At 38.1% G+C, this 24,612-nt stretch carries 25 protein-coding genes and 2 pseudogenes; 8 read left to right on the forward strand and 19 right to left on the reverse strand.

The window, feature by feature from the left end; translation table 11 throughout:
- Window positions 1–2 precede the first annotated feature (2 nt).
- From GBV73_RS02715 to GBV73_RS02725, 3 genes are read left to right on the forward strand one after another with little or no spacing between them, the layout of a single operon-like run.
- Window positions 3–1,481 carry an alkaline phosphatase family protein gene (locus tag GBV73_RS02715; RefSeq protein WP_152879111.1) on the forward strand — a complete coding sequence of 493 codons (1,479 nt, stop codon included), beginning with the start codon at window positions 3–5 and terminating at the stop codon, window positions 1,479–1,481.
- Window positions 1,456–2,634, forward strand: coding sequence for a glycosyltransferase family 4 protein (locus GBV73_RS02720; protein ID WP_152879113.1), 1,179 nt, complete (start codon window positions 1,456–1,458; stop codon window positions 2,632–2,634). The genes GBV73_RS02715 and GBV73_RS02720 overlap by 26 nt, the downstream gene beginning before the upstream one ends.
- Complete coding sequence (locus tag GBV73_RS02725; RefSeq protein WP_152879115.1) at window positions 2,607–4,418, forward strand: hypothetical protein; 1,812 nt, start codon at window positions 2,607–2,609, stop codon at window positions 4,416–4,418. The genes GBV73_RS02720 and GBV73_RS02725 overlap by 28 nt, the downstream gene beginning before the upstream one ends.
- Here GBV73_RS02725 and GBV73_RS02730 read toward each other — a convergent pair.
- On the reverse strand, window positions 4,391–5,581 hold the full coding sequence (locus tag GBV73_RS02730) for a glycosyltransferase family 2 protein (protein ID WP_152879117.1): 1,191 nt from the start codon (window positions 5,579–5,581) through the stop codon (window positions 4,391–4,393). The two genes, GBV73_RS02725 and GBV73_RS02730, sit on opposite strands and share 28 nt — an antisense overlap.
- 354 nt (window positions 5,582–5,935) lie before the next feature.
- Between GBV73_RS02730 and GBV73_RS02735 the strand changes: the two genes are divergently transcribed.
- Window positions 5,936–6,193 carry a hypothetical protein gene (locus GBV73_RS02735; protein WP_152879119.1) on the forward strand — a complete coding sequence of 86 codons (258 nt, stop codon included), beginning with the start codon at window positions 5,936–5,938 and terminating at the stop codon, window positions 6,191–6,193.
- A 3-nt stretch (window positions 6,194–6,196) separates the two neighbouring features.
- On the opposite strand, the pseudogene GBV73_RS02740 reads toward GBV73_RS02735, so the two are convergent.
- From GBV73_RS02740 to GBV73_RS02805, 14 genes and pseudogenes are all read right to left on the reverse strand, one after another.
- Window positions 6,197–6,736, reverse strand: a pseudogene (locus GBV73_RS02740) (oligosaccharide flippase family protein); the annotation flags it as partial.
- A 234-nt stretch (window positions 6,737–6,970) separates the two neighbouring features.
- The gene (gene rfbD, locus GBV73_RS02745; RefSeq protein ID WP_152879123.1) at window positions 6,971–7,831 is read right to left on the reverse strand and encodes a dTDP-4-dehydrorhamnose reductase; all 861 of its coding nucleotides are present in this window, start codon (window positions 7,829–7,831) and stop codon (window positions 6,971–6,973) included.
- Window positions 7,832–7,840: 9 nt separating this feature from the next.
- Entirely contained in the window at window positions 7,841–8,398 is a 558-nt protein-coding gene (gene rfbC / locus GBV73_RS02750) for a dTDP-4-dehydrorhamnose 3,5-epimerase (protein WP_152879125.1), read from the reverse strand.
- A gap of 10 nt (window positions 8,399–8,408) precedes the next feature.
- Window positions 8,409–8,762, reverse strand: a complete 354-nt coding sequence (locus GBV73_RS02755) for a type II toxin-antitoxin system VapC family toxin (protein WP_152879127.1) — start codon at window positions 8,760–8,762, stop codon at window positions 8,409–8,411.
- On the reverse strand, window positions 8,698–8,898 hold the full coding sequence (locus GBV73_RS02760) for a hypothetical protein (RefSeq protein WP_152879129.1): 201 nt from the start codon (window positions 8,896–8,898) through the stop codon (window positions 8,698–8,700). Before GBV73_RS02760 ends, GBV73_RS02755 begins: the two co-directional genes overlap by 65 nt.
- Entirely contained in the window at window positions 8,879–9,070 is a 192-nt protein-coding gene (locus GBV73_RS02765; RefSeq protein WP_152879130.1) for a hypothetical protein, read from the reverse strand. The genes GBV73_RS02760 and GBV73_RS02765 overlap by 20 nt, the downstream gene beginning before the upstream one ends.
- 72 nt (window positions 9,071–9,142) lie before the next feature.
- On the reverse strand, window positions 9,143–9,979 hold the full coding sequence (locus GBV73_RS02770; RefSeq protein ID WP_152879132.1) for a hypothetical protein: 837 nt from the start codon (window positions 9,977–9,979) through the stop codon (window positions 9,143–9,145).
- A 12-nt stretch (window positions 9,980–9,991) separates the two neighbouring features.
- A complete protein-coding gene (locus GBV73_RS02775) occupies window positions 9,992–10,300 on the reverse strand; it encodes an STAS-like domain-containing protein (protein ID WP_152879134.1) in 309 nt (102 codons plus the stop codon).
- A gap of 126 nt (window positions 10,301–10,426) precedes the next feature.
- Complete coding sequence (gene rfbB, locus GBV73_RS02780) at window positions 10,427–11,428, reverse strand: dTDP-glucose 4,6-dehydratase (protein WP_152879136.1); 1,002 nt, start codon at window positions 11,426–11,428, stop codon at window positions 10,427–10,429.
- A 9-nt stretch (window positions 11,429–11,437) separates the two neighbouring features.
- Window positions 11,438–12,496, reverse strand: a complete 1,059-nt coding sequence (locus GBV73_RS02785) for a glucose-1-phosphate thymidylyltransferase (protein WP_152879138.1) — start codon at window positions 12,494–12,496, stop codon at window positions 11,438–11,440.
- Between the two features lie 230 nt (window positions 12,497–12,726).
- Window positions 12,727–13,938: a lipopolysaccharide biosynthesis protein gene (locus GBV73_RS02790; protein WP_152879141.1), complete on the reverse strand. Its 1,212-nt coding sequence runs from the start codon at window positions 13,936–13,938 to the stop codon at window positions 12,727–12,729.
- Window positions 13,939–14,084: 146 nt separating this feature from the next.
- Window positions 14,085–15,050, reverse strand: coding sequence for a UDP-N-acetylglucosamine 3-dehydrogenase (locus tag GBV73_RS02795; protein WP_152879143.1), 966 nt, complete (start codon window positions 15,048–15,050; stop codon window positions 14,085–14,087).
- A 23-nt stretch (window positions 15,051–15,073) separates the two neighbouring features.
- Complete coding sequence (locus GBV73_RS02800) at window positions 15,074–16,171, reverse strand: DegT/DnrJ/EryC1/StrS aminotransferase family protein (protein WP_152879145.1); 1,098 nt, start codon at window positions 16,169–16,171, stop codon at window positions 15,074–15,076.
- Window positions 16,172–16,181: 10 nt separating this feature from the next.
- Entirely contained in the window at window positions 16,182–16,787 is a 606-nt protein-coding gene (locus GBV73_RS02805; RefSeq protein WP_152879161.1) for an acyltransferase, read from the reverse strand.
- Between the two features lie 51 nt (window positions 16,788–16,838).
- Here GBV73_RS02805 and GBV73_RS02810 point away from each other — a divergent pair, with 51 nt between their 5' ends.
- Genes GBV73_RS02810 through GBV73_RS02825 form a run of 4 tightly spaced genes read left to right on the forward strand, consistent with a single transcriptional unit; the run spans window position 16,839 to window position 21,304 of the window.
- Complete coding sequence (locus GBV73_RS02810; protein WP_152879147.1) at window positions 16,839–17,960, forward strand: glycosyltransferase family 4 protein; 1,122 nt, start codon at window positions 16,839–16,841, stop codon at window positions 17,958–17,960.
- On the forward strand, window positions 17,957–18,931 hold the full coding sequence (locus GBV73_RS02815) for a glycosyltransferase (RefSeq protein WP_152879149.1): 975 nt from the start codon (window positions 17,957–17,959) through the stop codon (window positions 18,929–18,931). The genes GBV73_RS02810 and GBV73_RS02815 overlap by 4 nt, the downstream gene beginning before the upstream one ends.
- A complete protein-coding gene (locus GBV73_RS02820; RefSeq protein ID WP_152879151.1) occupies window positions 18,909–20,147 on the forward strand; it encodes a glycosyltransferase family 4 protein in 1,239 nt (412 codons plus the stop codon). Before GBV73_RS02815 ends, GBV73_RS02820 begins: the two co-directional genes overlap by 23 nt.
- An 8-nt stretch (window positions 20,148–20,155) precedes the next feature.
- Window positions 20,156–21,304, forward strand: a complete 1,149-nt coding sequence (locus GBV73_RS02825; RefSeq protein ID WP_152879153.1) for a glycosyltransferase family 4 protein — start codon at window positions 20,156–20,158, stop codon at window positions 21,302–21,304.
- Here GBV73_RS02825 and GBV73_RS02830 read toward each other — a convergent pair.
- The 4 genes and pseudogenes from GBV73_RS02830 to GBV73_RS02845 all read right to left on the reverse strand — a co-directional run.
- The gene (locus GBV73_RS02830) at window positions 21,294–22,391 is read right to left on the reverse strand and encodes a glycosyltransferase (RefSeq protein WP_152879155.1); all 1,098 of its coding nucleotides are present in this window, start codon (window positions 22,389–22,391) and stop codon (window positions 21,294–21,296) included. The genes GBV73_RS02825 and GBV73_RS02830 overlap by 11 nt on opposite strands.
- Complete coding sequence (locus tag GBV73_RS02835; protein ID WP_152879157.1) at window positions 22,388–23,293, reverse strand: glycosyltransferase family 2 protein; 906 nt, start codon at window positions 23,291–23,293, stop codon at window positions 22,388–22,390. The genes GBV73_RS02830 and GBV73_RS02835 overlap by 4 nt, the downstream gene beginning before the upstream one ends.
- Before the next feature lie 23 nt (window positions 23,294–23,316).
- On the reverse strand, window positions 23,317–24,282 hold the full coding sequence (locus GBV73_RS02840; RefSeq protein ID WP_253910283.1) for a glycosyltransferase family 4 protein: 966 nt from the start codon (window positions 24,280–24,282) through the stop codon (window positions 23,317–23,319).
- 49 nt (window positions 24,283–24,331) lie between these two features.
- Window positions 24,332–24,612 (reverse strand): annotated as a pseudogene (locus GBV73_RS02845) (IS6 family transposase); the annotation flags it as partial.

The following is a 24,612-nucleotide window of genomic DNA, read 5'->3' on the forward strand; positions in this document are numbered from 1 at the left end:
GCATGAGGAAAAGAGTGCTAGTTATCGGAATTGACTCAATGGACTCAGAGTTGATAAATAAATTTATAGATGATCTGTCCAACATTCGTCAGCTAAAAGAAAGTAGCCCAGACATCAAGTTAAAAGGGGTTTTCCCACCAGATTCACCGACTTCTTGGGCCAGTATTTATACAGGCTTAAACCCAGCAAAACATGGTGTTCTTTTCTTTGTAGATCCGCTAGAAAAGACTAGCAAACTACTTAGAGAAGAGTTAGATAACTCCACCATAAAAGGTAGAACTTTTTGGGATTTAGCTGGGAAATTTGGTAGGAAAGTATATGTATTTTGGCCTCTGTTAGGGTACCCAGTATGGGAAGTTAATGGCATCATGGTAGGAAGAGCTACTACAAAAGACGATGTTCAAATGTTCCCTTCAATTGAGGATAAGAGGAAACTTTTGGAATTAAGTGGTCTAAGAGGTTTGCCTGGAAGGAATCCTAATAAATTTATAGAAAAGGGTAAAAATCTTTTGAAAAAGGAAGCAGAGTTTGCTTTGAAATATTTAAATGAGGAGTGGGATTTATTCTTTTTCTACTCCTCTGTACTTGACCCAATTCAACACAGTTTTTGGAATTACTTTGATAAAACAGATCCTACATATCCCGGGAAAAACCCCTACGAGCGGGTAATTCCAGAGTTTTATAAAGAATACGATAAAGTAGTTGGCAGACTTGTAAGGGCAGCAGGTTCAGATACAATCGTGATACTCTTGAGCGATCATGGGCATATGAGAAGACCTGTGTATGTTGTAAATATTAATAAAATATTAGCAGAAAAGAAATATCTATCCATTAACTCTTCAGGTAAGTCTGTGCAAACAAGCATCTATAAAAAAAGAGCAGTATTCATGGACTTCATTGCTAGATATAAGTTAGGAGACATTGCTGCTAAATTACTAAGAAGGCTGCCAAAATTAAAATCGATGTTTATAGGATCAAATATTATAGACTGGGAAAATACTATTGCCTATTTATCTGATCTTTCTGGAATAAAAGCATACAATTATGGAGGAATAGTAATTAGAAAGGATAAGCTAGGAAATCTATCTTATGAAGATGTAAGAAACGACATTATAAATATTCTGCTTAATTTAAAGCACCCCATTACTAATGAACCTCTTATGAAATGGGCAAAAAAACGGGAGGAATTATATAATGGTAAATTTATTGAAAAATACCCGGATATTGTATTTGAATTCCACGAAGACTATGGCGCAGGATGGTCATTTAAAGATTCATTGATAACTACATCCGATTCTCATAATATTCAACCTGGAAGCCATAGAAAGGACACCCCTGTACTGTTTATTTCAAATCTAGAAGATAAAACGCCAGCTAGAGAGAATGCAACCCTAATGGATATAGCTCCGACAATCTTGGATCTTTTGGGAATCGATTGGAGGGGGTTTGATTTTGATGGAAGAAGTATTTTCAAAAAGTAATTATAATACTACTAATAATAATATAAAACCAAGAGTTGCAGTAGTTTCGTTCCCTTGGGCATCTTATGTACCATACAAATTTTTATCAGATGTATTAAAAATTCTTGAGCCAATTTGTGAGAAAATTGTACTAATAGATGGAAATACAGAAAGAGTTAATATAGCATCTAAAAAAGTTAAAGTGCGGGATATTGGTGTCGGTATGCATTACCTCAAAGATATTAAACCTAAATTCTATTCAGCAATTTTATGGACTGTAAAGTGTATCCTGTCACAAGTTAAAATAAGTTTAGAATTAATAAGAGTAAGGAAAGATATTGATGTTGTAATATTTTATATGGCTTACCCATATTATTTACTGCCACTTATTACTTCAAAAATTTTGAGAAAAAAAACGGTTGAAGTTGTTACACGAAGTAAATCCAAATCTTTTCTTTCTAAAATCATTAGTTTACAGGACCCGTTATTATTTAGCCTACTAGATGGGATTTCTCCAGAATCTAAGTCATTAATAAAAGAATTGGGTTTAGAGAAGTATAAGGGTAAACTCCTTCCAGAAGGAGCCAGATTTGTGGATGTCACACGCTATACTATAAAGAAGAAGTTAAGCGAGCGAGAGAACATAGTTGGATTTATTGGGCGACTTAGAAAAGAGAAAGGAGTGATGGAGTTTGTTAGAGCTATTCCTATTGTTGCAAGCGAAAATAAAAATGTTAAATTTTTAATAGGAGGTGACGGAGATTTGTTGAATTGGGTTAAAAATGAGTGTAAGAAAATTAGAAATGAATATAAGATTAATATAACAATCGTGGGATGGATTGGAAAAGAACTTCCAGAGTATTTGAATGAATTAAAATTGCTCGTTCTTCCAACCTATGAAGATGCATTTCCAACTATAATTTTAGAGGCAATGGCTTGTGGTACTCCTGTTCTAGCGACTCCAGTTGGTGCAATCCCAGACATAATAAAAGATGGGGAAACTGGATTTATCATGAAGGATAATTCTCCAGAGTGTATTGCAGAAAATGTTATAAGAGCCTTGAATCACTCTGATATTGAAAGTATCGCAGAGAACGGTAGAAAATTAGTAGAACAGAAATTTACATATGAGGGGGCGATAGAGAGATGGAGCAATATAATAAAGTTAGTGTAAAGCCAAAACTTTTAGCTGTTATTTCGGTATTACTCTTGAACTATGTTCTATATATTATCATTGTAACGCCACCTTCGGAGGGGTATGAGCTTTCAATTTATGATGCTTACCCAACTTATTTCTTTATCTTGATTCTGATCTCTTTTTCTTGCAGTTTTCTTGGAGTATTATATAATATTTTTACAAGAAAGATAACGATTTCGTGTTTGGCTAATATCTTTACTATCGTTATGCTTAATGCCGTTCTTGTCTTACTACCGATATTCAGAGGCTATGCTTTTTACCAAAGACATGATGCTTTGTCTCATGTGGGGATGATTAAAGACATTTTGATATCTGGACATGTAGGTGATAATAATTTTTATCCAGTATTCCATATAATTTCTTCGGTAATTATACAAATTACGAATCTAAATTTTTTCCTAATTAGAGAACTAATACCAGCTTATTTTTATTATCTTTATGTTATTTCCATTTCTCTAATATCTATTAAAATCACTGGTGATCGTAGTGCGGGTCTGTTTGCATTTTTGTTTGCCTCAGTACCTCTATTGGGCGGTCGGCGGATAGCTTTTACGCCCTCGGATAATTTATTTTTTCTCCTTCCTTTTATATTCTATATTTTCTATTTGGATTTGTATAAATCATCAATTGAGACTAAGGTACTGCTTATCGTCATATTATTACTTATACCGTACATGCATCCAGAAATTGTCATCTTATTAATGATTATATTTGTGTTATTTCCCCTATCAGGTTATCTATCAAAAGCAATTTCTAAGATCAATCAAAGTGCAAATAAGGGAACATGGCATTTGTGCTTGGTTTTATTCACTTCTTTTTTTACTTGGTTTTCTATGTTTTCTCGATTTTCTTTTTATACTCGGAGATTATATTTTTCTTTTTTAGGGGCGATGAGTACCCCCCCCATAGAATACTACTCTACATTGTTTTCAAGATCCAAACTAACAGAAATTGAAGTTTTAGAATTGTTCATAAAGAGGGAAGGAGCACACTTCATTTACCTGATATTGGCATCTTTAGTTGTACTTATAATTGTTAAAAATATGTTATCTAACAGAAAGGTGGAATTTAACCATCTATTCTTTGGGCTGGTTTTTCTGTTGTCGAGTTTTTTGATGGTTATCTCTCTATTTGTTGATATCGTCATCGGTTATGAACGGGTGTTGAAGTATGTTATTCTGTTTTCTACTCTATTAGTCAGTGTTTTTTTCATAAATTATAAGAAAAACCTTTTACTCCAAAAAAACAAAATATTTTTTTTGATGATTTTTCTTATATTAATAATATCAACGACCATAAGTACATTCAATTTGTACCCATCTCCAATTATTAAAAGCTACAATCAGCAAGTAACATCAATGGAAATAAGTGGTACAAGCTGGCTTATTGAATTTGGTGATAAAAATTTAGAACCTATAGATATGTTTATCACTTTTGGTCGGTTTGTACACGCTCTTCAAGGGTACCAATATTCTATGCAAGAAAATAAGTTATATGCTACTGCATTATATAATACAAAAAGATATCCACCAGACCACTTTAATTATACGCATTTTGGTACCTTAGGCGAATCCTATTCGGAAGACAAATATATGTTGACAAATAAATTAATGAAATTATTTTATTTTGAGCTTTGGCCAAAACACGCTAGATTTACACCAAATGACTTTGTAAAGCTAAATAGTGATCCAACTGTCGATAAAATTTATTTAAATGGAGAGCTTGAGATATATTATATACGGGGAAATCGGATTAGTTGACTAATTACTTGGTGAAATTTCTTTAACAAAAACCGGCATTCTATAGAATTATGTTCCATGTACCTTAGAATATGCTTATCCTCTACTTTTCGTTTTGATTGCACAAAACGTCGCATTTTTAAAGTATTACCAAAAATTTTGATATTCCATACAAGAGCTTTTAAAAAGCTATAAAAATATCTAAAATCTTTTCGGTAAATAGAAACTAAAGTCGACATGAGGAATTCTAATAAAATGGCTATCGGAAGAACCCAAATAAGATATTTAATGGAATAATTTTTCATCAAAACCCTAATTCTATTTCTATATCCCCAATACGCTGTTGTGGGATTGAATCTACCGGAACTTTTCCCTTCCTTATGAAAGCATATAGATCTTGGACAGTAAATGACTCTAAAACCTAGTAACCTTGCTTGCCAAGATAAATCGACATCTTCATGATATGCAAAAAGAAATTTATCAAAACACTCGCCTCCTAATTCATATAAAAACTCTTTCTGAACCAAAAGACAAGCACCACTAGCATAAAAAAATCCCTTCTCAGTTAGATTATCATACTGACCTTCATCTTTTTCATATCTGCCTCTGTGTAGTGTGGCCCCAAAAATGTCGCAAAGAAGACCTGTATTGTTTATAATATTTGGATCATCATAATAAAGTAACTTTGGTTGTATTAATCCAACCTTCTCCTCATTTACACCGACTTTCACTAACTCCTTCAAAAACTCTCTATCGACAACTGTATCGTTATTCAAAAGCAAGACATAATCAGGATTCAAAGTCTTCAAAGCGTATCTGATTCCGATGTTGTTTCCTTCAGCAAAGCCATAATTTTTCTCATTCTTTATTAAGATTAGTTTTCTATTTGAAGGTAACTTTGAAATTTCTTCCTCTTTCCCCCCTCCAGCTTCTGCTTCCTCTCTTGTGTATTCTATGATTTTTATTGGCTTGTTTTCGCTAGAATACTCAAAAAACTTGGATTCTACCTTTATTTTTCCCTCACAATATTCTTTTATCTTCTCTATTGACTCATCGCTAGAACCATTATCTACTACAATCACATCGTAATTTGGATATGTAATCTGATAGACAGATTCTAGGCATTCTATCGTATCTTTCCACCCGTTCCAGTTGAGGATTATTATCGAGACTCTTGGATACATTTTGTCACACCTCTCTGTTATTATAAAAAATCAAAGGTTAAAATACTTTATCCCATGGGGAAGAAACTGATCTACGTATGAGAGCAAAAAAGGCGGGATAAAAGTTTTGTACGTTCCAAAAGCAAAAATTTGACACAAACATTCAGCCTCTTGGAATAAAATTAGGCCAATACAAATATATTATCTTACCAGAAACCGATTTTTGTTTGTAAGAAAGCATGCGACTCTAAAAGAGTTTATTGCTTTTTTGTTATACTTCTTTGGTTTGAAAGCGGTGCTAAGCTTTTGTATCGCCAGAGATATTAAAGGATGGCTTTCATTTTTGAAAGGAGTCGTGGATGGGGTGAGAGGTAAGTGAAAATATACTATTCCATTTTGAGACTTTTCCTAAAGAAAACCTTCTCCTTTTGGCAGGCTCTGGGTTTCCATATTACTCCAAACCAGCTCTATGAGCCCATACCAGATTTAAAATTTAAAGACGAATACGAAAGATTCCCTCGATTCAAAACTTCTATCCTTTATCAGTACTACGTTAATAACGGTAGCTTTGAATTAGTAGATGGAGAAGTTCTTTACTGCATAATCCGCTACTTCAAGCCAAGAAACGTGTGAAACCTAAAGCCAAGAGCTAAGATTCTCAATGCCGGGGCTGCCTGAACGTAGCTTGATCCATAAAAAATTCAAAACGGTTTCCGGGAATAAGAAAATTACTAAGAAGACCGGAAATGTGACGGAGAAAATCCATTTTGTTAGAATCTGGTAGGTTCTGCCCATTTCCTCAATCAGTCCTTTTGAGTAAAGACCCGGGACAATTGGAGTGTAAATAAAGCCTGATGAACCTAAAATCACTGTAATTAGCTGGGCTAAAGGTAAAACTCCGTTGTATAGTCCAACAACATCTGGTGTTTTGAAATATCCGAGCATCAACGTATAGGTATAGCCCATAATCATACCCAGTATTGCAACTATGAAGAGAGGGATCGAGAAAGATAGAAGTTCCTTCCACATTGAATCCAAATCGCTTTCCTTTACGGAAAAAGATATTTTCTTGATAAAATACACAGCAAAAGCCACGCAGGTGATTACGATAGACATAAAATATGCATAGATCACACCGGAAAAAGATAAACCAATAAAAATTGCCACAATTAAACAAAATGTAGAGAGCCTCTTAGGGTATTAAAGTAAACATTTGGTCTCACATCATCAAAAACCTCATGAAAGAATACCCATTGAAAGGCGTAAAAATCTACGAACTAAAGATACTCCCAGACAACAGAGGCTTAACAAAGGTGTCATAGTTCACGTTCATGACGTATTTCTGCCGGTGGAGTATCCGAAAGACTGGGTTCTTAAACGATATACCTTCTGGAACGAGCAATATATTCTTCAAGCGAAACTTCCCTTCAAATACTCTGTCAATGCTTCCTTCCATGACCTCATCTTCAGATTAAGCCTCCTCAACTTCTCGTTCTTCAGAGCCGAAAATTGAGGCCTTTTTGCGAATCTCTTAAGCTCTTCAGACTTTATTGGCTTAACATCAACTTCCCAGCCCAGAATTTCAAATATTGCCTTAGTAAACTCATACCAAGAGCAGAAACCTTCATTAACCATGTGATAGACTCCAAACCCCGGCATTAGTTCCAAAAACTTCTTCAAAGTCCTTGCAACGTCTTTTGTATAAGTCGGGCTCATGAACATGTCATCAACAACCCTGAGTTCTTCTTTATTCCTAGCTTTTTGAATCATAAACTCGACGAAGTTACCGCCTTTCCCTCTCGCACCAACCTTTCCATACAAGCTCGCTACCCTGATAATATAGTATCTTTTGGAGTAGTTCTTAGTGAAGATCTCGCCGGCGTACTTGCTCAGACCATAAACATTAAGTGGGTTTGGAATATCCTCCTCTGTGTAGGGCTCTCCTTTGGTTCCATCAAAAACATAATCCGTGCTGATGTAAACATTAACTGCATCTATTTCGCTGGTGACCCTTGCAACGTTAAGAGCCCCAATTGCATTAACTTGGAATGCCTTTTCGGGGTAAAGTTCAGCGTCATCAACTCTAACGTAGGCTGCGGTGTTGATAATCACATCTGGCTTGAGCTCTTTCAAAATCTCCAAAGTTTCGGGAACAGTAACGTCAAGGTCGGCATGAGTTAAAGGTATCACTTCAAAAGAAGAATCTTCCCCAAACACTTCGACTAGATCACTTCCTAGCTGTCCATTCGCCCCAATTATAGCTACTCTCATGGAATCACCTCAAAAGACCCATTCCCTTTTTATCGCCTCCCTCAGCGTCGGCCACTTCATATCCTTCTCCGAGATTATTGGATCATCAATTGGCCACTCTATGCTTATATCTGGATCATTCCATATTATGCCCCCTTCATACTCGGGAGCGTAGACGTTGTCGACTTTATAAACAACCTCGGCAACGTCACTTAACACCACAAAGCCGTGGGCAAAGCCTCTCGGGATGTAGAGCTGCCACTTGTTGTGTTCTGAGAGGATAACGCCGACCCATTTTCCAAAAGTCGGAGAGTCTTTTCTCAAATCCACGGCAACGTCATAGATTACTCCTCTAATGCATCTCACGATCTTCGCCTGGGCATAAGGCTCTCTCTGGAAGTGCAATCCCCTGAGGACCCCATACTTAGACTTTGAGTGGTTATCTTGGATGAACTCCCCTTTTATGCCCACCTTCTCAAAGTCTTCCTTCTTGTACGTCTCCATGAAGAAGCCCCTCTCATCCTCAAAGACCTTAGGTTTGATTAAAATCACGTCTGGAATTTCCAACCTTTTGAACTCAAAAGGCATCCTCACCACCTTATCCTTTAAAAAGTTTTAAACCAAACTTTTCTAAACGTTCAAAATGCCTTATGTTTTTAGTCCACAGAGTGTAACCTTTAGCGATTGCAGTAGCGGCAATTAAAAGATCAGCATCTTCAATCAGTTCATCATTGCGCTTCAAGGCTCGGTATAATTTACAGTACGTTAAAACAACAAGATCATCAATCTCTTCTATTTTAAACAGCTTCCGCAGCTCCCTGAGAAACACTTTACGCCTTTCTTCGCCCGGTACACCTCTTAAAAAGTGGTCAATTAAAACTGAGGTGTCAATGAGAAGAACCTCTGAACTTGAACCTTTTCCTGAAGTCCTCGACTTCTTTTTCGATTTCATTCAAATCCACCTCATCGAGAAGTTTGTTCAGCCTCTCTGCGGCTTTAACAGCTTCAATGTATTCCTTTATCTTTTTACCAACTTTTCTCTTTTTTACTCTACCGGGAAGGATAATTTCAACTTTCAGGTTCTTCATTCCCTTCCACCAGCTCAATGCTTATCTTCACTTTTTCAAGCTCCTTTTCGCTTAACCCCTCTTCTTTCAGGCATCTTAAAATAATGCGTTTAAGACTTTCCCTAATTTCATCAATATTCACATCGTCAGGAATTTTAACCTCAAATTCAATCTTTTTATATTTACTCCTCATATCTCTACCCTCAGATGATAAATCATGCTTAAGAGTTAAATAAACTTTCCTACCACTTCAGTTTTTAAGATTTTATCTTTCCAAAAAAGGGTAGATGTCCACAGGATGTTTGGGTTTTGGAATCCGGTATGCAACTATCACACCCTGCCAGTAAAAATCGGGAAGATCATATATTACATCGTGTTTTGAAGAGTACAATGCAGCTCTACCAGAAATCAAAACAAACTCTCCATTGAGCCCCTCACATACTACTCTCTTGGATGTTCTTATACCATATCCTCTAGATTCCTCAGGTTTTACAGAATATCCCCTCAATGCCATTTCTATAGCCTCTTCATCATCCAAGTTCAGTCCCTTTCCTTTTTTATATGAAGCAGCCAACCCAATCCCCCTATCAACAATACAAAGATCTAAAAATTCCTTTGTTGGGTAATACTGAGCGAAAACGTGACCTTCATTTTTTCCACTATGTTGGAAGATATTCTCTACCAATTCCTCAACGGGATAATAAATAGCATTTTTAACCTCCACACTTGAATTTAGAACTTTATAAATCATTTTCAGAAATTCATCTTGCAGTCTTGCCCTATCCACGGGAGACTCATCTTTCAAAAGGGTAATAGGAATATAATTCCCCCCCCTTCTCATTTCACCCACAGAGCTAACTCCCCTTGGGAATTTAACAAATCCAAGATATGAACTAACCTCAGGCTTCACTGGAGGACGGAAATCACTACCTGTATCATGAATATAACTGGCTATTGGGAGAATTAAAATCGGAAATATCCAAGTTACATCACTTAAATCAAAAATAACATTCCCATGGACATTTTTAAATGTAAGATAAAGAGAAGCCAGCTGATTGAGAAGGCTTTCACCACGCGGATTCACAACTTTTACTAGTTTCATAAAGCTTCACTGTTAAGTGATTATCGATAGAATGCTTTTTCTAGTTATTTTAATCTCTGGATGTTTCTTCTCTCCCTTTAAGTGCTTTTCAACGACTTCCAACATTTTAGCCACTGAAGGATTCATATTCACGAGTTCTACATTCTGATTTCTGGATTTATACATTAGGAGCTCATGAGCGAAAGAGTGAGATATAAATTCTACGTTCTTAAAATCAAGAATAACTTTTTTACTACCAATTCTCTCTGCCAACTCCTTTACTAAATCCCTAGAACTTAGAACAGGGGCAATCTCTTTCCCCAAGTCTATCCTTTCACACATCTCTGGACACCAGTTCTATTTAAATTTTTGAGATTATATAAACATTATGGCAAAATAGGCCACTTTTAGAGCATGTTGAGGGGTAGCCTATTTCTCGTTTTGAAATGAATGAAGCAGAAAAATCCTTTACCACCTCAGCTTCCAAGGCGTCGGATGAAGGATTCTCTCATCAACTAGAGGTCTCCACCACCACTCGTTGTTAAGGTACCATTCGACAGTCTTCTTGATTCCTTCTTCAAAGCTGACCTTTGGACGCCACTTCAAGTCTCTCGTTATCTTCCAAGAGTCGAGAGAGTACCTTAAATCGTGACCAGGCCTATCTTCAACGAACTCTATCAACTCCTCGTCCTTTCCCATGAGCTTTAATATCATCTTCACCACTTCAAGATTGGTCTTCTCTTCCCCGGCCGAAATATTGTATATCTCTCTCGGCTCACCCTTGAGTAGAACTGCCTCAACAGCTCTCACGTGATCTTCAACGTAAATCCAGTCCCTAATGTTCTGTCCACTTCCATAGATCGGTATCTTGAGCCCCATACTGCCCCTTATTATTGTCTTAGGGATGAGTTTTTCAGGAAACTGATAGGGGCCGTAGTTGTTTGTACATCTCGTTATGGAGGCTTTAAGGTCATAAGTTCTGGCCCAGCCGAGGACAAGCATGTCACCGGCTGCTTTACTTGCTGAGTAGGGGGAGGAGGGTCTCAATGCGTCATCCTCCCTAAAAGAGCCTTTCATTATATCTCCATAAACTTCGTCAGTGCTTATGTGGACAAGCCTAACTTCTGGGTTTTCTTTTCTAATAGCTTCAAGAATCGTGTAGACCCCTATCACGTTACTGTTTAGAAAGTGTTCCGGGCTGGAGATACTCCTGTCCACATGACTCTCGGCCGCGAAGTTAACAATGGCATCTACCTTTTTGACGAACTCCTTTACAAGTTCAAAGTCAGTTATATCTCCCTTAACGAAGGTATAGCGAGGGTCATCTTCAATATCTTTCAGATTAGCAAGATTTGAGCCATAGCCAAGTTTGTCGAGGTTTATCACTTCCCAGTCCTCGTGCTTCTCTAAAATATAGCGAATGAAGTTGCTCCCTATAAACCCTGCACCACCGGTTATCAAAAGCCTCATGTTTCCACCTCAGAGGATTATCTGGGAGTTGTCGCCAATGACAAGTTTCCTTCCAAACGGATGGTTGTTTCCTTTTAGAATTTTCACTCTTCTTCCAATCAGGCTTTCAACTATTCTACCGGCGTTTCTGATCTCGCTCTCCGGCAAGATTATAGAATCTTCGATCTCGGTGTTCTCAATAACAACATTGTCTCCAATGCTCGTGTATGGGCCAATGTAAGAGTTCTTTATCACGACGTTTTTACCAATTACAACTGGGCCCTTAATGACAGTATTTTCGTCAATCTGAGATCCGTCCTCAATCATTACCCTTCCGTGTATCCTTGCTTTAGTTTCCACTTTAATGTTTGTCTCTATATCATCTAAGATTAACCTATTTGCGTCTAAAATGTCTTCGGGCTTTCCGGTGTCCTTCCACCAGCCGGTGACCTTTGTCCAGCCGACTCTATAGCCGTGGTCAATTAGCCATTGGATAGCGTCCGTAATTTCAAGCTCGTCACGCCAAGAGGGCTTCAAGTGCTTCACGGCTTCATGAATGATAGGCTTAAAGAAGTAAATCCCCACTAAAGCCAAATTGCTCGGAGGGATTTTGGGCTTCTCGACCAGACGTTTAATAGTCTTTCCGTCCTCGCTCAATTCGGCAACACCAAACTGTTGGGGGTTTGGAACTTCACAGAGAAGAATGCTCGCATCGAAGTTGCCCTCTTTAAAGTGTCTTAAGTGTTTAATAATTCCCTCTCTAAGGATGTTATCACCCAAGTACATAACGAAATCATCGTCACCGAGATAATCTTTCGCCACGAGTATAGCATGAGCTAATCCCTTTGGCTCGCCTTGATAGATGAACTCAATATTGGCATCCCAGTCGACACTTTTCACAGTTTCAATAACCTGCTCCTTGTTTGGTCCAACTATTATCCCAATGTCGTGAATTCCTGCTTCGATAACGTCCTCAATAGCATAGAAGAGGACTGGCTTATTAGCAACTGGTATGAGTTGCTTCTGTTGTGAGTAAGTTAAAGGCCTCAACCTTGTACCGTGACCGCCAGACAAAATCAGGGCTTTCATATTGCTACACCACGTCTTCATTACAACTTACATAACTTAAAAGTTTTGGACATACCTGCGAGTTATATCTATTCTTGGTTGCGGGTTACTAAAGATTCTGAAGAAAGAGTACTTAAAAAAGATTTCCATGGCCTTCCAATAGTTTTTGGAGGGTCAAGAGTTTTTTGAACGTTGAGGATAAAGAAAACGGTTAACAAGAGGTTCTCATGGGAAAGACTGCAGGGAAACTTTTAAACTTCTTTTCTAATAATCACTCCTAAAGCTCCGATAACCCCTAAATAAGCTCCAATCCAGCCCAAGCCTACTCCCATAATTCCCATCTTCGGCACCAGTAAATAACTCAGCCCCAAGAATAACACGGCTTTTAGCGTATTTATTGCCACTATATCCTTCACCTTCTTTTGGATGTTCAGCACCGTTAGGGCAAAGTTCACGAGCACAACAAGGAACCCCCCGAAAGCCATAAGCCTCAACAAAGGCACTCCTCCAACGTATCCCTCACCAAAGAACCTTAAAACATAACCTCCAAAACTCCACACTCCAATGATAGCAGCAATCAAGTATGCATAACTGAAAGTTATTGCCTTCTTTAGAGTCCTTCTCATGTTTTTAAGCCCATGGCTTCCCTCAACGAAGAAGGAAGTGTTTATCGCGTTTGGCACAAACAAGATGAGGTTTCCTATTGAAAACGCCATGTAAAAGTAAGCCGCTTCCTCTTTTCCCAACATGCTCAAGACCAGTGTCGGTATGAGGTAGTTGGGAGCGATATTCGCTATGTTGGCCAAGTAATTGCCCACTGAAAAGTTAAAGGCCCCCCTGATGAACTCTCTGTCCATCTTTATCGTCGGGATACCCACCATAACAACGGCGTATCCCACGCCGAGAATAAGCCCTAACCCAAAGGATGAGATTATGCCAAGTACTCCCAGCGAGGTTAAAAACACCAGAAATACAAACCTCCCTGCGAATAGAAGGTTCTGCAAAAAAGCATGCTCGGCTTGCCTCCGGGCTATTGCATATGTGGATAAGACGTTATAAAACGTTCCGATAACTGAAAACAGCACAAAAAGTCCCAGAAAATCCCACCCAAACTCCTTAAATGACTCCGAATTAAGCATAAGTAATCCATAGGCGATCGAGAGGACTACACTTGCTACGCCCGTTACTAGGAGGGCACTACTTACTGCTTTCTCCTTATATTCGGGGTAAAATCTTATTATCGCAAAGTTCATGCCTAACATTGAGAGTTGGAACGTTAGGTTAAGAGCCGAAACGATGGCGCTCGCAACTCCCACATCTTCTGCGGGATAAAGCCTTGCAGCGATGGCCCAGAAGAGAAAACCTGCAACGGCAGTGGTTAAAGATGCCAGAGAGATGTATATGGAGTTCCTGTAAAGTGGGCTTTTGAAGTTTCTGAACTCCTGCTTTAGAAGTTCAAGCATTTTTCTGACCTCCCTTAAGCTTTACTTGAGAAAGACATTTAAAAACTTTCACAAATTTGTCTGATACAGAACAATGCTATTAAAGTCAAGACGCTTACTAAAAATTAAGGGAAAGGTTGTCATTTCAAATGCTTCAGAGTGAGAAGTCATTGTTTTCTCTCAAATGTGAACTCAACTTCTACTGGTTCATTCTTATTAGCACTCTCTAAAGCTTTTATAGCAACCATCAGGGCATGGAGTCCTTCTTCCCCACTTACCAGTGGTCTCTCTTTCTTTTTAACACACTCAACAAAATGTTCAAGTTCATTTCTTAGAGGCTCTTTAAACTGCACTTTCGCCTCTCTAATCCATTCATGATTGTATAATACAAGCTTTTGGCTTATGTAATCCAATTCCGCTATGCCCTCAGTCCCAACCACGCTAAGGGTTCTAACTTTATGAGGAGTAAGCCAGTTGGTTTCCACAATTCCAGTGGCGTTTTCAAAATCAAGCATTATTATTGCGTAATCCTCAAGTTCCAAGGGATTCTTTGCACTTCCAGCCTTAGCGTAAACTTTCCTCACACTTCTACCAAGTAAAAAGCTCATGACATCAATATCGTGAACTCCTAAATCTATTATCACTCCAACATCTTTGATTTGTGGAGGCAAAGGCCCAACGCGCTTGGCAGTGAGGGTAACAACTTTTCCAATTAAATTCTCATCCAAAACCTCTTTCAACTTCAGAACAGCCGGGTTAAACCTCTCCACGTGCCCAACCATTAGGGTGACATTATTCTTCCTTGCCGCCCTTATTATCTCTTGAGCACTTTCAATGCTCTCCGCAATGGGCTTCTCCACTAAAACACTGACACCGTTTTCAATAAAGTCCAATGCAACTTGCCTGTGCAGAGAGGTTGGAACTGCAATGCTAATGGCATCAACTCTCCCTATAAGGCCTCTGTAATCGCTAAAAGCCTTTGTATTAAATTTGGAAGCGACTTCTTTAGCTCGCTCAAAATTAGCATCTGCAACACCGACGAGTTCAACCTTCCCCTCTTTCGCTAATTCTGAATAAATCCTCGCATGATGAAAGCCCATATTCCCAACGCCAACCACACCAACTCGAAGCATCTTGAACACCTCTCATGGACTATTCAAGAAGAAAGCTCTTTGAGTGCGCTTATTATATAATCTATGTCCTCTTTGCTAACGGCCGGATGTACTGGTAAACTCAGCACTCTCTTAGAGGCCTCAATGGCATTTGGGCAAATATCCTTTGGGTAGCCAAGTTTCTGGTAAAGGGGCTGTTGATGAACGGGAATTGGATAATGCACTGCAGTTCCGATGCCTTTTTCTCTCAATTTTGCCATGAGTTCATCTCTATTTAGCGGAAACTCTTCTTCAACTCTAATCACGTACTGGTGGAAGACGTGTTTTACGCGAGGATCAACGTATGGGGGAGTTAATCCCTCGATTTTACTTATTCCTTCGCTCAAAAGCCTTGCATTTTCAATCCTCTTCTCATTCCACCCATCAAGCTTTTTGAGTTGAACCCTTCCGATTGCCGCGGCTATGTTGGTCATCCTTAGATTGTAGCCGAGTTCCACATGCAAATACTTCTCCGCCTGGCCGTGGTTTCTTATTAGATCGGCCCTCTTTGCTAGCTCATCGTCGTTTGTAACAACCATACCCCCTTCGCCAGTTGTCATGTTCTTTGTAGGATAGAAGCTGAACGCTGCTATATCGCCAAAGGTTCCAACCTTTTGGCCCTCAAACTCAGCACCGTGGGCTTGGGCACAATCTTCGATGAGATGAAGTTTGTAGTCTTCTGCTATTTCCTTAAAGGCCTTCATATCCGCAGGCTGGCCATAAAGATGGACAACAACTATGGCTTTTGTTTTGTCATTAATCTTTTCAAGAACATCGTTTGGGTCAAGATTGAATGTTTTTGGGTCTATATCGGCAAAAACGGGCTTTGCTCCTTGGAATAGAATCGCATTTGCTGAGGCTATAAATGTGAAGGGTGTTGTGATAACCTCATCTCCGGGGCCGATTTTTAGGGCTTTTAATGCTACATCCAAAGCCGCAGTGCCATTGGTAACTGCAACAGCGTGTTTTGCCCCCAAGTATTGGGCGAACTCCTTCTCAAAAGCTTCAACTTCTTTTCCGTGGGCAAGCATTCCGCTCTTCAAAACCTCAACAACGGCGTTTATTTCTTCTTCTCCAATCAAAGGTTTAGCAATTGGGATCATCTAAAGCACCTCACAACTCTTTCTCCTTTAGGTATCTTTCATAGTCTTCTTTTCTGATTTTGACTTCCTTTCCACACTGGGAGCACTTAAAGATTACGTGTTCGTCACTTTCGCCAATCTTCTCCTTGAGGGGCCTGCCGCAATAGCAGACAAAGCCCCTTAAGCGAGCTGGATTTCCAAAAACCAATCCAAAAGGAGGCACATCTTTGGTAACAACGGCACCAGCACCTACCATTGCGTATTCTCCAATTGTCACTCCGCAAACTATCGTTGCGTGGGCCCCTATGCTTGCTCCCTTCTTGACTAAAGTTGGCACAACTTCCCAATCATTATTGAAGGCCCTGGGATAAAGGTCGTTCGTAAACGTCATGTGTGGGCCAAGAAAAACATCGTCCTCAACTTTAACTCCCCTGTAAACGCTTACTCCGTTTTGAATCTTCACGTTGTTGCCGATTTCAACGCTAACATCAATGTAGACGTCTTTTCCGATGTTGCAGTTCTTGCCTATTTTTGCACCTTTTCTTATGTGTGCAAAGTGCCATATTCTTGTTCCTTCTCCAATCTCTGCTCCTTCCTCAACAACAGCGGTTGGATGAACGAAATACTTTTGAGCCATTTGAGACACCAAATTTTAATAAAGCCGAAGAGTTATAAATTTTCGGTAGTCATGGGGGAAACATTGAAAATCGCGTTTGTCTACGATGTAATCTATCCATGGGTCAAAGGAGGAGTCGAAAAGAGAATCTACGAAATAGCTAAGCGTTTGGTTAAAAGGCATGAAGTTCATGTATATGGATACAAACACTGGAATGGGGAGGATATACTTAAGGGGGAGGGTATAATTTACCATGGAACTATCAAACCCAAACAGGTTTATTCTTCTGGAAGAAGGGCGATAACTCCTCCCCTTTTGCATTCGATAAAGCTGTTACCCCTCTTAAGCAAAGAGCGTTTTGATGTTGTTGACTGCCAGGCGGCTCCGTATTTCCCCTGCTATGCTTCTAGGGTTAGTAATTCAAACTTAGTAATCACGTGGCACGAGTTCTGGGGAAGTTATTGGCTAAAATATCTTGGGAAGGCAGGTTTTTTCGGAAAAATAATTGAAAAAGGATTATTTGTTTTAACTGACAATCATATAGCCGTATCTCTAAAAATAAAAAAAGATCTCCACAAAGCAGGTCTCAGAAAGAATATTTACGTGGTTCCCAATGGGGTACACTTTGAAAAGATTCAAGAGATAAAGCCTTCCAGCTACACCTCAGACATAATCTTCGTTGGAAGGCTAGTTAAGGAGAAAAATGTTCCTTTACTCCTAAAAGCCCTCACCGTAATAAAACAGGAAATCCCGGATATTAAAGCTGTTGTAGTGGGAGATGGCCCCGAAAGGGAATATCTAGAAAAACTATCTTTTAAACTTAATCTTCAGAATAACGTAAAATTCTTTGGGTTTTTAAGCAGATATGAAGATGTTATAGCATTGATAAAGGCATCCAAAGTGTTTGCGTTTCCGTCTCTTCGAGAAGGATTTGGGATTGTTGTTGTTGAGGCCAATGCAAGTGGCTTACCCGTAGTTACTGTTGATTACGAGATGAACGCCTCTAAGGAGCTCATACTAGAAGGGAAAAACGGATTTATTGCAAGAGCTGATGAAAAGGACTTTGCAGAAAAGATTTTAATTGCGTTAGAAAAAAGAGAGAGAATGAAAAAACCAGCCATGACAATGGCGAGCAAATACGACTGGAGTGAAATTGTAAAAAAGCTGGAAGGGTATTACAGGTGGGTAGGATGAGGTATGTTATTCTGGCAAGGAATTTAGACTCCAAGGCAGGAGGAATCGGTGTTTATGGAAGAAATTTAATCAAAAAGTTGGAAGCCAAGGGAATAGATGTTATAATATCTCCCAAGGAAAAGTTATCATACTTTAAATGGCTTCTTTTTGATGTTCCAATCTTCCTATTAAAAACAGATGCAGACGTCTACCACGCAATTGGAATTATAGAGGGTATACTTTTACCGTTCATAAAGCCAAGGTCAAAAAAATACCTTACAGTTCACGATTTAATCCCCCTAAAATACAGAGGGAGGGGATTCAGAAAAATTTTGGAGCGGTTCTTAGTTGGATTAGGATTGTTTTCAGCTAGGTTCTACGACAAAATCTTTACTGTCTCTCATTTAACAAAACTCGACATGATTAGATTTGGAGGCATTGATGAGAATAAGATTAAGGTAGTCTACCAGCCCATTGATGATAGATTCTTAAAAACTCCCATTAGCGGGAAAAGATGCAAAACTTTTAATATTGGATACATTTCAAGAATGGAGGAATACAAGAGGCATGAACTTTTGATCAAGCTGTTTATGGAGTACAAAAATCCAAATGCTCGACTTTACTTGGCTGGAACTGGGCATCTCTTTAAAAAAATACAAAAATTAGTAGAGAAAGACAAGAGAATAGTTCTCCTGGGATTCGTGCCAGACGATAAGATAGTTGAGTTTTACGACATGCTTGATGTGTATATCCATCCCTCGAAGTATGAAGGATGGGGTTTGCCCATAGTTGAAGCAATTGCTAGGAAAAAGCCTGTAATAATTCTTGAAGATGCTGAAATACCAAAAGAGATCAAGCACTTATGTCTAAGTATTGATGAGCCAAATTTTAATATAGATCCACTTATTGCCAACCCAAAATACCTAAAAAAGGTAGGAGTGATCAAGAACAAAGCTTGGAGGCGTATATATGAGAATTCTATTCGTCACTGAGTATTACCCCCCAATACATATGGGTGGAGCTGAAATTAGCCTGAAGATTTTAGTAAATAAGCTAGCTCAGTTAGGGCACGAAGTAACTGTTATTACTCCCAACTATACTAAGTACAAAACCGAAACTGAGATTTCTAAAAATTTGAGGGTAATAAGATTTAAATCCTGGAGGTACTTTTTATTTAAGAAACAGTTGCGCAAGCTCTCTTCTGAAATTTATCTGCGAAAAAAAAGTTCATATTACTTCCAACTAAACGGATATATCAAGTTCTCCTCTTTTGAAATTATGAAGGTCGTAAAAGAACTCCTCCAGACGGAAGACTTTGACGTTATCCATGCAAATAACTTAGAATCAATTTTAGCCCTTTCAAAAATTCAAGTTAATACAAAAGTTGCACATTTGAGAGATTTTGCATTACTTTGTTGGAATCGTGGGTTGAACAATAACGGAAAACTATGCGAAGGATGCAGTTTAACAAACATACGGCAGTGTATGGGAGCAAACTACATACTTGGTTCAGCTTTAGTGCACGAAATAAACAAAAGAAAAAATGCACTAGACGAATTTGATAAGATTCTTGCAATTAGCAATTTTGTAAAAATGGAATTCGTGAAAAGACTAAATATCCCTACCGAAAAAATCTCTGTGCTTTACAATCCAATAAGTCCAGAAATAGTTCCCAATATTTCAAAAGAGGAGGCTCGACAATATTTAAACCTTCCAGAAGATAAGACAATTGTTTTATTCGTTGGAACCCTTACAGAGCTCAAAGGAGCCCATTTAATACCAAAGATAGCAAAAGAGGTACCTGGGCATTTGTTTGTTGTTGTAGGGGATGGACCCCTAAGAAAGATGTTTACTAAATCTCCCTTAAAAAACGTCCTCTATGTGGGGTACCAACCAATGGAGATACTAAGACACTACTACAAAGCCTCTGACATTCTTCTCGTGCCCTCTCTGTGGTACGAGCCCTTTGGGAGGGTTATCATAGAGGGAGCGGTCAATGGTTGTTACGTTGTTGGAAGTGATAAAGGTGCCATTCCTGAGCTTATTCACTGGATAGGATACGGAACATCTGTACCCCCTCAAAGCAAGTATTTCGCAGAAGCAATAAAGAATGCTCCCCAGACCGCTAAGCATGAGAAATTAAAAATAAAAATAATTAACTATTCCCATAAATACGCAGAGAAGTTTATAAAGGCAATCATGGAATAAAGAATTGTATGGGCGAAAACAACCTCCTAGTTATCACAAACATATTCCCAAATGAAGATGGTTCCTACTATCAAGGAGTATTTGTAAAAGAACAGATAAAATTTCTGAAGGATTATTTTGATAATGTGTATGTTATAAGTCCCTGGCCCTATGGATGTAAAATGTTTCTTAAAAATTATTCCTACGAGAACGTTTACGTATATTATCCTAGGTTTATTCACTTTCCCATAGGGTACTTTAGAAGAAGACTTGGGGAGAATTATTACAAGGCTATTCTAAAGGTAATAAAAAGAGAGAATCTGAAATTTAAGATTGTTCATGCTCATTTCACATGGCCGAGTGGATATTCTAGTGTAAAGATTTCAAAAAAATTTAAAGTACCGATTATTATAACAGTTCATGAGAATCAAGAATGGTTCCTACGGGAGTATAAGTCTAATAATAGAAAGATATACTGGAGTTGGAGAAACGCAGATGCTTTGATTAGAGTGAACAAAAAGGATGCTATATTGTTAAAACAATTTAATCAAAACGTTTATTCAATTCCTAATGGATTTAGTTCTGATAGACTTGTTACATTTCCGAAAGAAAAAGCTCGAAAAGAATTAGGAATTCCTACAGATTTAAAAATTATTTTTAGTCTGGGAAACCTTATCGAACGAAAAGGATTTCAATATTTAATTGAAGCAATGAAGATCATAATTAAACAAAGAAATGACATTCTATGTTTTATAGGTGGTGATGGTCCATTAAAGAAAAAACTTCAAAAACAAATACGAAAACTTAATTTACAAGAACATGTAAAACTTCTTGGACCAATTCCAGATGATAAATTAGCATTATGGATGAATGCGGCTGATCTGTTTGTTCTACCAAGCTTAAGTGAGGGCAATCCCACTGTTATGTTTGAGGCCTTGGGTGTTGGATTACCTTTTGTTGGTACCAAGGTCGGTGGAGTCCCAGAGATAATAACTTCCGAAGATTACGGATTACTATGTGAGCCAGCAAATCCACAAGATTTAGCAGAAAAAATTTTAACAGCCCGAAACAAAGAATGGAATAGAGAAAAAATAAGAAAATATGCTGAGCAGTTTGATTGGAAGAACATAGCAAAGCAAATTTTTAAAGTGTATGAGGATATTTTATCTAAGTATTGAGGAACTCTACTAGCTTATCTTTCAAATATTCCCAACTATAATAAGTCCTAACAAATTTTCTTCCAGAAACGGCTTTCTTTCGTAGAGTTTTTGCATCGAGAGTTAGGAGCGCGTTTGGAAGCTCTGAATTATCATCAATGAGAACAGCAAATTTCCCATTTCTCGTCTCATAGCTGAATGATCCATAGTTTACGGTAATTACAGGTTTACCCATTGCAATAAATTCCTTCAATTTGAACGAGCTCCTAACAGTATCTGTAAATTTTTTACCTACTGGAACTACGCAGATATCCATAGCACTAACATAAAAAGGAATCTCTGAGTGCTCAACATATCCAGTAAATATGAACTTATTAGATACCCCTTTTTCTTCTGCATATCTCTTTAATGTTTCAAGGCCCTCTCCAAACCCAACAATTAGAAATCTGAAGTGTTCAAGCATGTTCGATGTTTTTAACTGTTCAGCACAGTCAACTAACTCTTTTCCAACAAAGGTGTTTTTTCTCCTGCTTATTCTACCAACAAATCCTACGACTATTTCATCATCCCGAATTCCTAACTTTTTTCTCATCTTTTCTCTTTCTTCGTCATACTTTTGCTCAGAAATTTGCATATCTACACCGTTTGGAACATAAACCACATTACCCCTATTTTTCCCCAGATGAAGAGCTATCTTTTTGAGCTCTGGGCTTACAACGACGACTTTATCTGCAAATTTTATAGCTAAATATTCCCAAAATGAAATTTCCCAGGGTCTAGGTTTCTTCTTTCTAAAATCCACAAATGCATCATCCCAGTCCACTACTAATAGAGTTTTCTTTAATAACTTTGCAATAATTCCTGGGATTGAACTTGCTATTAAGGGGGCGGAGACATAGAGGATATCAACCTCAAATCTTGGATCTAATACAGTTATTATATTCCTGAGGATTATAAAGATCTTCTTAACAATTGAGCCTTCCCATTCAATTGGAATAATTTGGCATGTTCTGACATTTTTGTCTTTTGTATCGCCCAGTAATTTCTTTAGTCGGATAGAAGTTGCATACTTCTCGGGCAACCCGTATACAACTCCAATACTTCTCATTTCTCTTCCTCCATTTTAAGAATCTTCCTTGCCTTTATTTGCCCATATCTGTTTGCAATTACTGCAATTAAAAACAAAGCAAGCATTAATAGTTTCCCATCTTTTAATATCATGAGGGGGATGTTGTAGTTAGGCGCCGCTCTAATATTTTTCAGTTCGTCTTTGTTAAAAAATGACTGCCACTTTTTTCTAAAATAGTAATTTCCTATCCCCCTATTAACTTGCTGCTTCCAAAATCCTTTAAGAGTGTAGTCTTGAATGTGAATAGCCTTCAGTGGAATAAATGCAAATTTGTAACCTTTTAGAGCTACTCTGAGTTTTAAATCGGCATCTTCCCCAGCAGCTACTGGAAATGTTTCATCAAACCCACCCACCTCCTCAAGAACTTCCCTTTTATATGCAACGTTACAAGTTGCTCCTCCAAAAGTTTCAAAACTTCCAATATAAATGGTTCTTGGCATATTGTAAGCAAGCCTGGACATATAAGCCTCATACCCTGCGAAGATATTCTTTTTGAGAATTTCTTCAAGGGCCTCTACATAACCACTTACCGCCACAACTTCAGGATGTTTTCTAAACACATTCAAGAACTCTCTAATCCAATTATTAGGAACAATTACATCATCATCAACAAAGAATATTATTTCTCCTCGGGCATTTTTAATCCCAAGGTTTCTAGCCGCAGCAGGTCCTTTATTTTGTTGCCTTAATACTCTTAGGTTTTGGATTTCTTTTCTTTTCTCTTGAAGAAACTCGTAAGTTCCGTCTGTTGAACCGTCATCTACTACAATTATCTCATATCTTTCCTTGGGGTAATTTTGATTTACAAGAGCCTTTAAACATTGCTGTAACTTTTTCTTGCGGTTATAAGTTGGAACTGCAATTGAAACATACGTCTTCATCTAAACCCCCCGTAATAGATTATTTAGAGCAGGCCAAACCTTTTAAGTTCATTATATAAATTCTCCCCATAATTGTACCAAGTATACTCTTCCACATGTTTTCTGGCGTTTTTTCCCATTCTCTTGACCTCAGACGGGTTATCATAGAAATATTGAATTCTGTCTTTTAGGCTTTTGACATCTCTAATCGGTATCACAAATCCATCCTTTTCATCTCGTACTATTGAACCACTATTATATGTAACTATGCTTGGCAACCCAGAAGCCATTGCCTCGTAGGTAACTAATGCAGATCCTTCCTCGATAGAGGGAAATACAAACACATCAGACTTTCTAAGTATAGGGACAATATCCTTAACCCTACCAGTAAATATAATGTTTTTAAGTTTGCTGTACTTCGCAATAATTATTTTAACGTCTGGAGAAATCGCTCCAACTACATATAGTTGAGCATCTTTTAAATTAAGCTCACTCCAAGCCCTCAACAGGTAAGGAATGCCTTTTCTTATACCGACAGTGCCAACGAATACTGCTCTAAAAATCTCATTGTTATAATTATCTTTAGGTTGAAACTTTTCTAAATCCACACCAAAAGGTATCTTAATAAGCTTCTCTTCTGGGATCCCGTTCTTTATGAAAGTCTCTTGAACAAAATCCGAAGGGATTTTTATAAAATCCGCCTCTTTGATTTCTTTTAGGGCTTTCAGATAAATTTTTTGACTTCCAACCTTAAAGGGGATGTTCCATTTTCGATACTCCTCCTCCAATATCTTTAGCTGATAGAGAGGATAGGAAGAAGCACACTCCACAATTGTCTTAATCCCTAACTTTTTAGCTCTTTTAATTTGATTTAGACTCATATTCATCCATCCGTAAAACACTTCAGCCCCATCTACATAGCGGGATGTAATCCTGTCAAACAAATTATTCATAATCTCGTACTGGGGCAATACTGGAAGTATCCTTGCTCTTGTAAAACCAAGAGGCATGTCTAGGTACTTTAAGTATTTTAGTTTTTTGATTTTCGAGCTGATACTGTCAGGATAACTGGGGTATCACCTCCTGAAGCCATTCAGTCACATCACCAGGCGGTCCACCAAACCGAGAATGAATTCTAACAAAATTATACCAGAATGAAAACAGAAAAACAAACCTGTGAACCCTCCTCCAGTCTCTAGCCCTGAAGTTATTCCAGAAACGCTTTGTTCTCTCTTTAACAGTCCTAAACCAGCGCTCAACACAGTTCCTCGGCCCGAAAGTCACATGCAGATAATCCAGCCCGAGAGATTTAAACGCTGATTTATACCACGGCCCTTTGT

The organism is Thermococcus sp. 101 C5 (assembly GCF_009372125.1).
Taxonomy (GTDB): Archaea; Methanobacteriota_B; Thermococci; order Thermococcales; family Thermococcaceae; genus Thermococcus_A; species Thermococcus_A bergensis.

Excerpts from the sequence above, each read along its gene's own strand:
- rfbC (WP_152879125.1), bottom strand. The coding sequence starts at position 8,398 with ATGCCTTTTGAGTTCAAAAGGTTGGAAATTCCAGACGTGATTTTAATC.
- GBV73_RS02840 (WP_253910283.1), bottom strand. The coding sequence starts at position 24,282 with ATGCCTCTTGGTTTTACAAGAGCAAGGATACTTCCAGTATTGCCCCAG.
- GBV73_RS02815 (WP_152879149.1), top strand. The coding sequence starts at position 17,957 with ATGAGGTATGTTATTCTGGCAAGGAATTTAGACTCCAAGGCAGGAGGA.
- GBV73_RS02755 (WP_152879127.1), bottom strand. The coding sequence starts at position 8,762 with ATGAAATCGAAAAAGAAGTCGAGGACTTCAGGAAAAGGTTCAAGTTCA.
- GBV73_RS02785 (WP_152879138.1), bottom strand. The coding sequence starts at position 12,496 with ATGAAAGCCCTGATTTTGTCTGGCGGTCACGGTACAAGGTTGAGGCCT.
- GBV73_RS02825 (WP_152879153.1), top strand. The coding sequence starts at position 20,156 with ATGGGCGAAAACAACCTCCTAGTTATCACAAACATATTCCCAAATGAA.
- GBV73_RS02760 (WP_152879129.1), bottom strand. The coding sequence starts at position 8,898 with ATGAAGAACCTGAAAGTTGAAATTATCCTTCCCGGTAGAGTAAAAAAG.
- GBV73_RS02770 (WP_152879132.1), bottom strand. The coding sequence starts at position 9,979 with ATGAAACTAGTAAAAGTTGTGAATCCGCGTGGTGAAAGCCTTCTCAAT.
- GBV73_RS02730 (WP_152879117.1), bottom strand. The coding sequence starts at position 5,581 with ATGTATCCAAGAGTCTCGATAATAATCCTCAACTGGAACGGGTGGAAA.
- GBV73_RS02805 (WP_152879161.1), bottom strand. The coding sequence starts at position 16,787 with ATGGCTCAAAAGTATTTCGTTCATCCAACCGCTGTTGTTGAGGAAGGA.
- GBV73_RS02800 (WP_152879145.1), bottom strand. The coding sequence starts at position 16,171 with ATGATCCCAATTGCTAAACCTTTGATTGGAGAAGAAGAAATAAACGCC.
- GBV73_RS02810 (WP_152879147.1), top strand. The coding sequence starts at position 16,839 with ATGGGGGAAACATTGAAAATCGCGTTTGTCTACGATGTAATCTATCCA.
- GBV73_RS02835 (WP_152879157.1), bottom strand. The coding sequence starts at position 23,293 with ATGAAGACGTATGTTTCAATTGCAGTTCCAACTTATAACCGCAAGAAA.
- GBV73_RS02775 (WP_152879134.1), bottom strand. The coding sequence starts at position 10,300 with ATGTGTGAAAGGATAGACTTGGGGAAAGAGATTGCCCCTGTTCTAAGT.
- GBV73_RS02820 (WP_152879151.1), top strand. The coding sequence starts at position 18,909 with ATGAGAATTCTATTCGTCACTGAGTATTACCCCCCAATACATATGGGT.
- GBV73_RS02765 (WP_152879130.1), bottom strand. The coding sequence starts at position 9,070 with ATGAGGAGTAAATATAAAAAGATTGAATTTGAGGTTAAAATTCCTGAC.
- GBV73_RS02725 (WP_152879115.1), top strand. The coding sequence starts at position 2,607 with ATGGAGCAATATAATAAAGTTAGTGTAAAGCCAAAACTTTTAGCTGTT.
- GBV73_RS02790 (WP_152879141.1), bottom strand. The coding sequence starts at position 13,938 with ATGCTTGAACTTCTAAAGCAGGAGTTCAGAAACTTCAAAAGCCCACTT.
- rfbD (WP_152879123.1), bottom strand. The coding sequence starts at position 7,831 with ATGAGAGTAGCTATAATTGGGGCGAATGGACAGCTAGGAAGTGATCTA.
- GBV73_RS02795 (WP_152879143.1), bottom strand. The coding sequence starts at position 15,050 with ATGCTTCGAGTTGGTGTGGTTGGCGTTGGGAATATGGGCTTTCATCAT.
- GBV73_RS02720 (WP_152879113.1), top strand. The coding sequence starts at position 1,456 with ATGGAAGAAGTATTTTCAAAAAGTAATTATAATACTACTAATAATAAT.
- rfbB (WP_152879136.1), bottom strand. The coding sequence starts at position 11,428 with ATGAGGCTTTTGATAACCGGTGGTGCAGGGTTTATAGGGAGCAACTTC.
- GBV73_RS02830 (WP_152879155.1), bottom strand. The coding sequence starts at position 22,391 with ATGAGAAGTATTGGAGTTGTATACGGGTTGCCCGAGAAGTATGCAACT.
- GBV73_RS02715 (WP_152879111.1), top strand. The coding sequence starts at position 3 with ATGAGGAAAAGAGTGCTAGTTATCGGAATTGACTCAATGGACTCAGAG.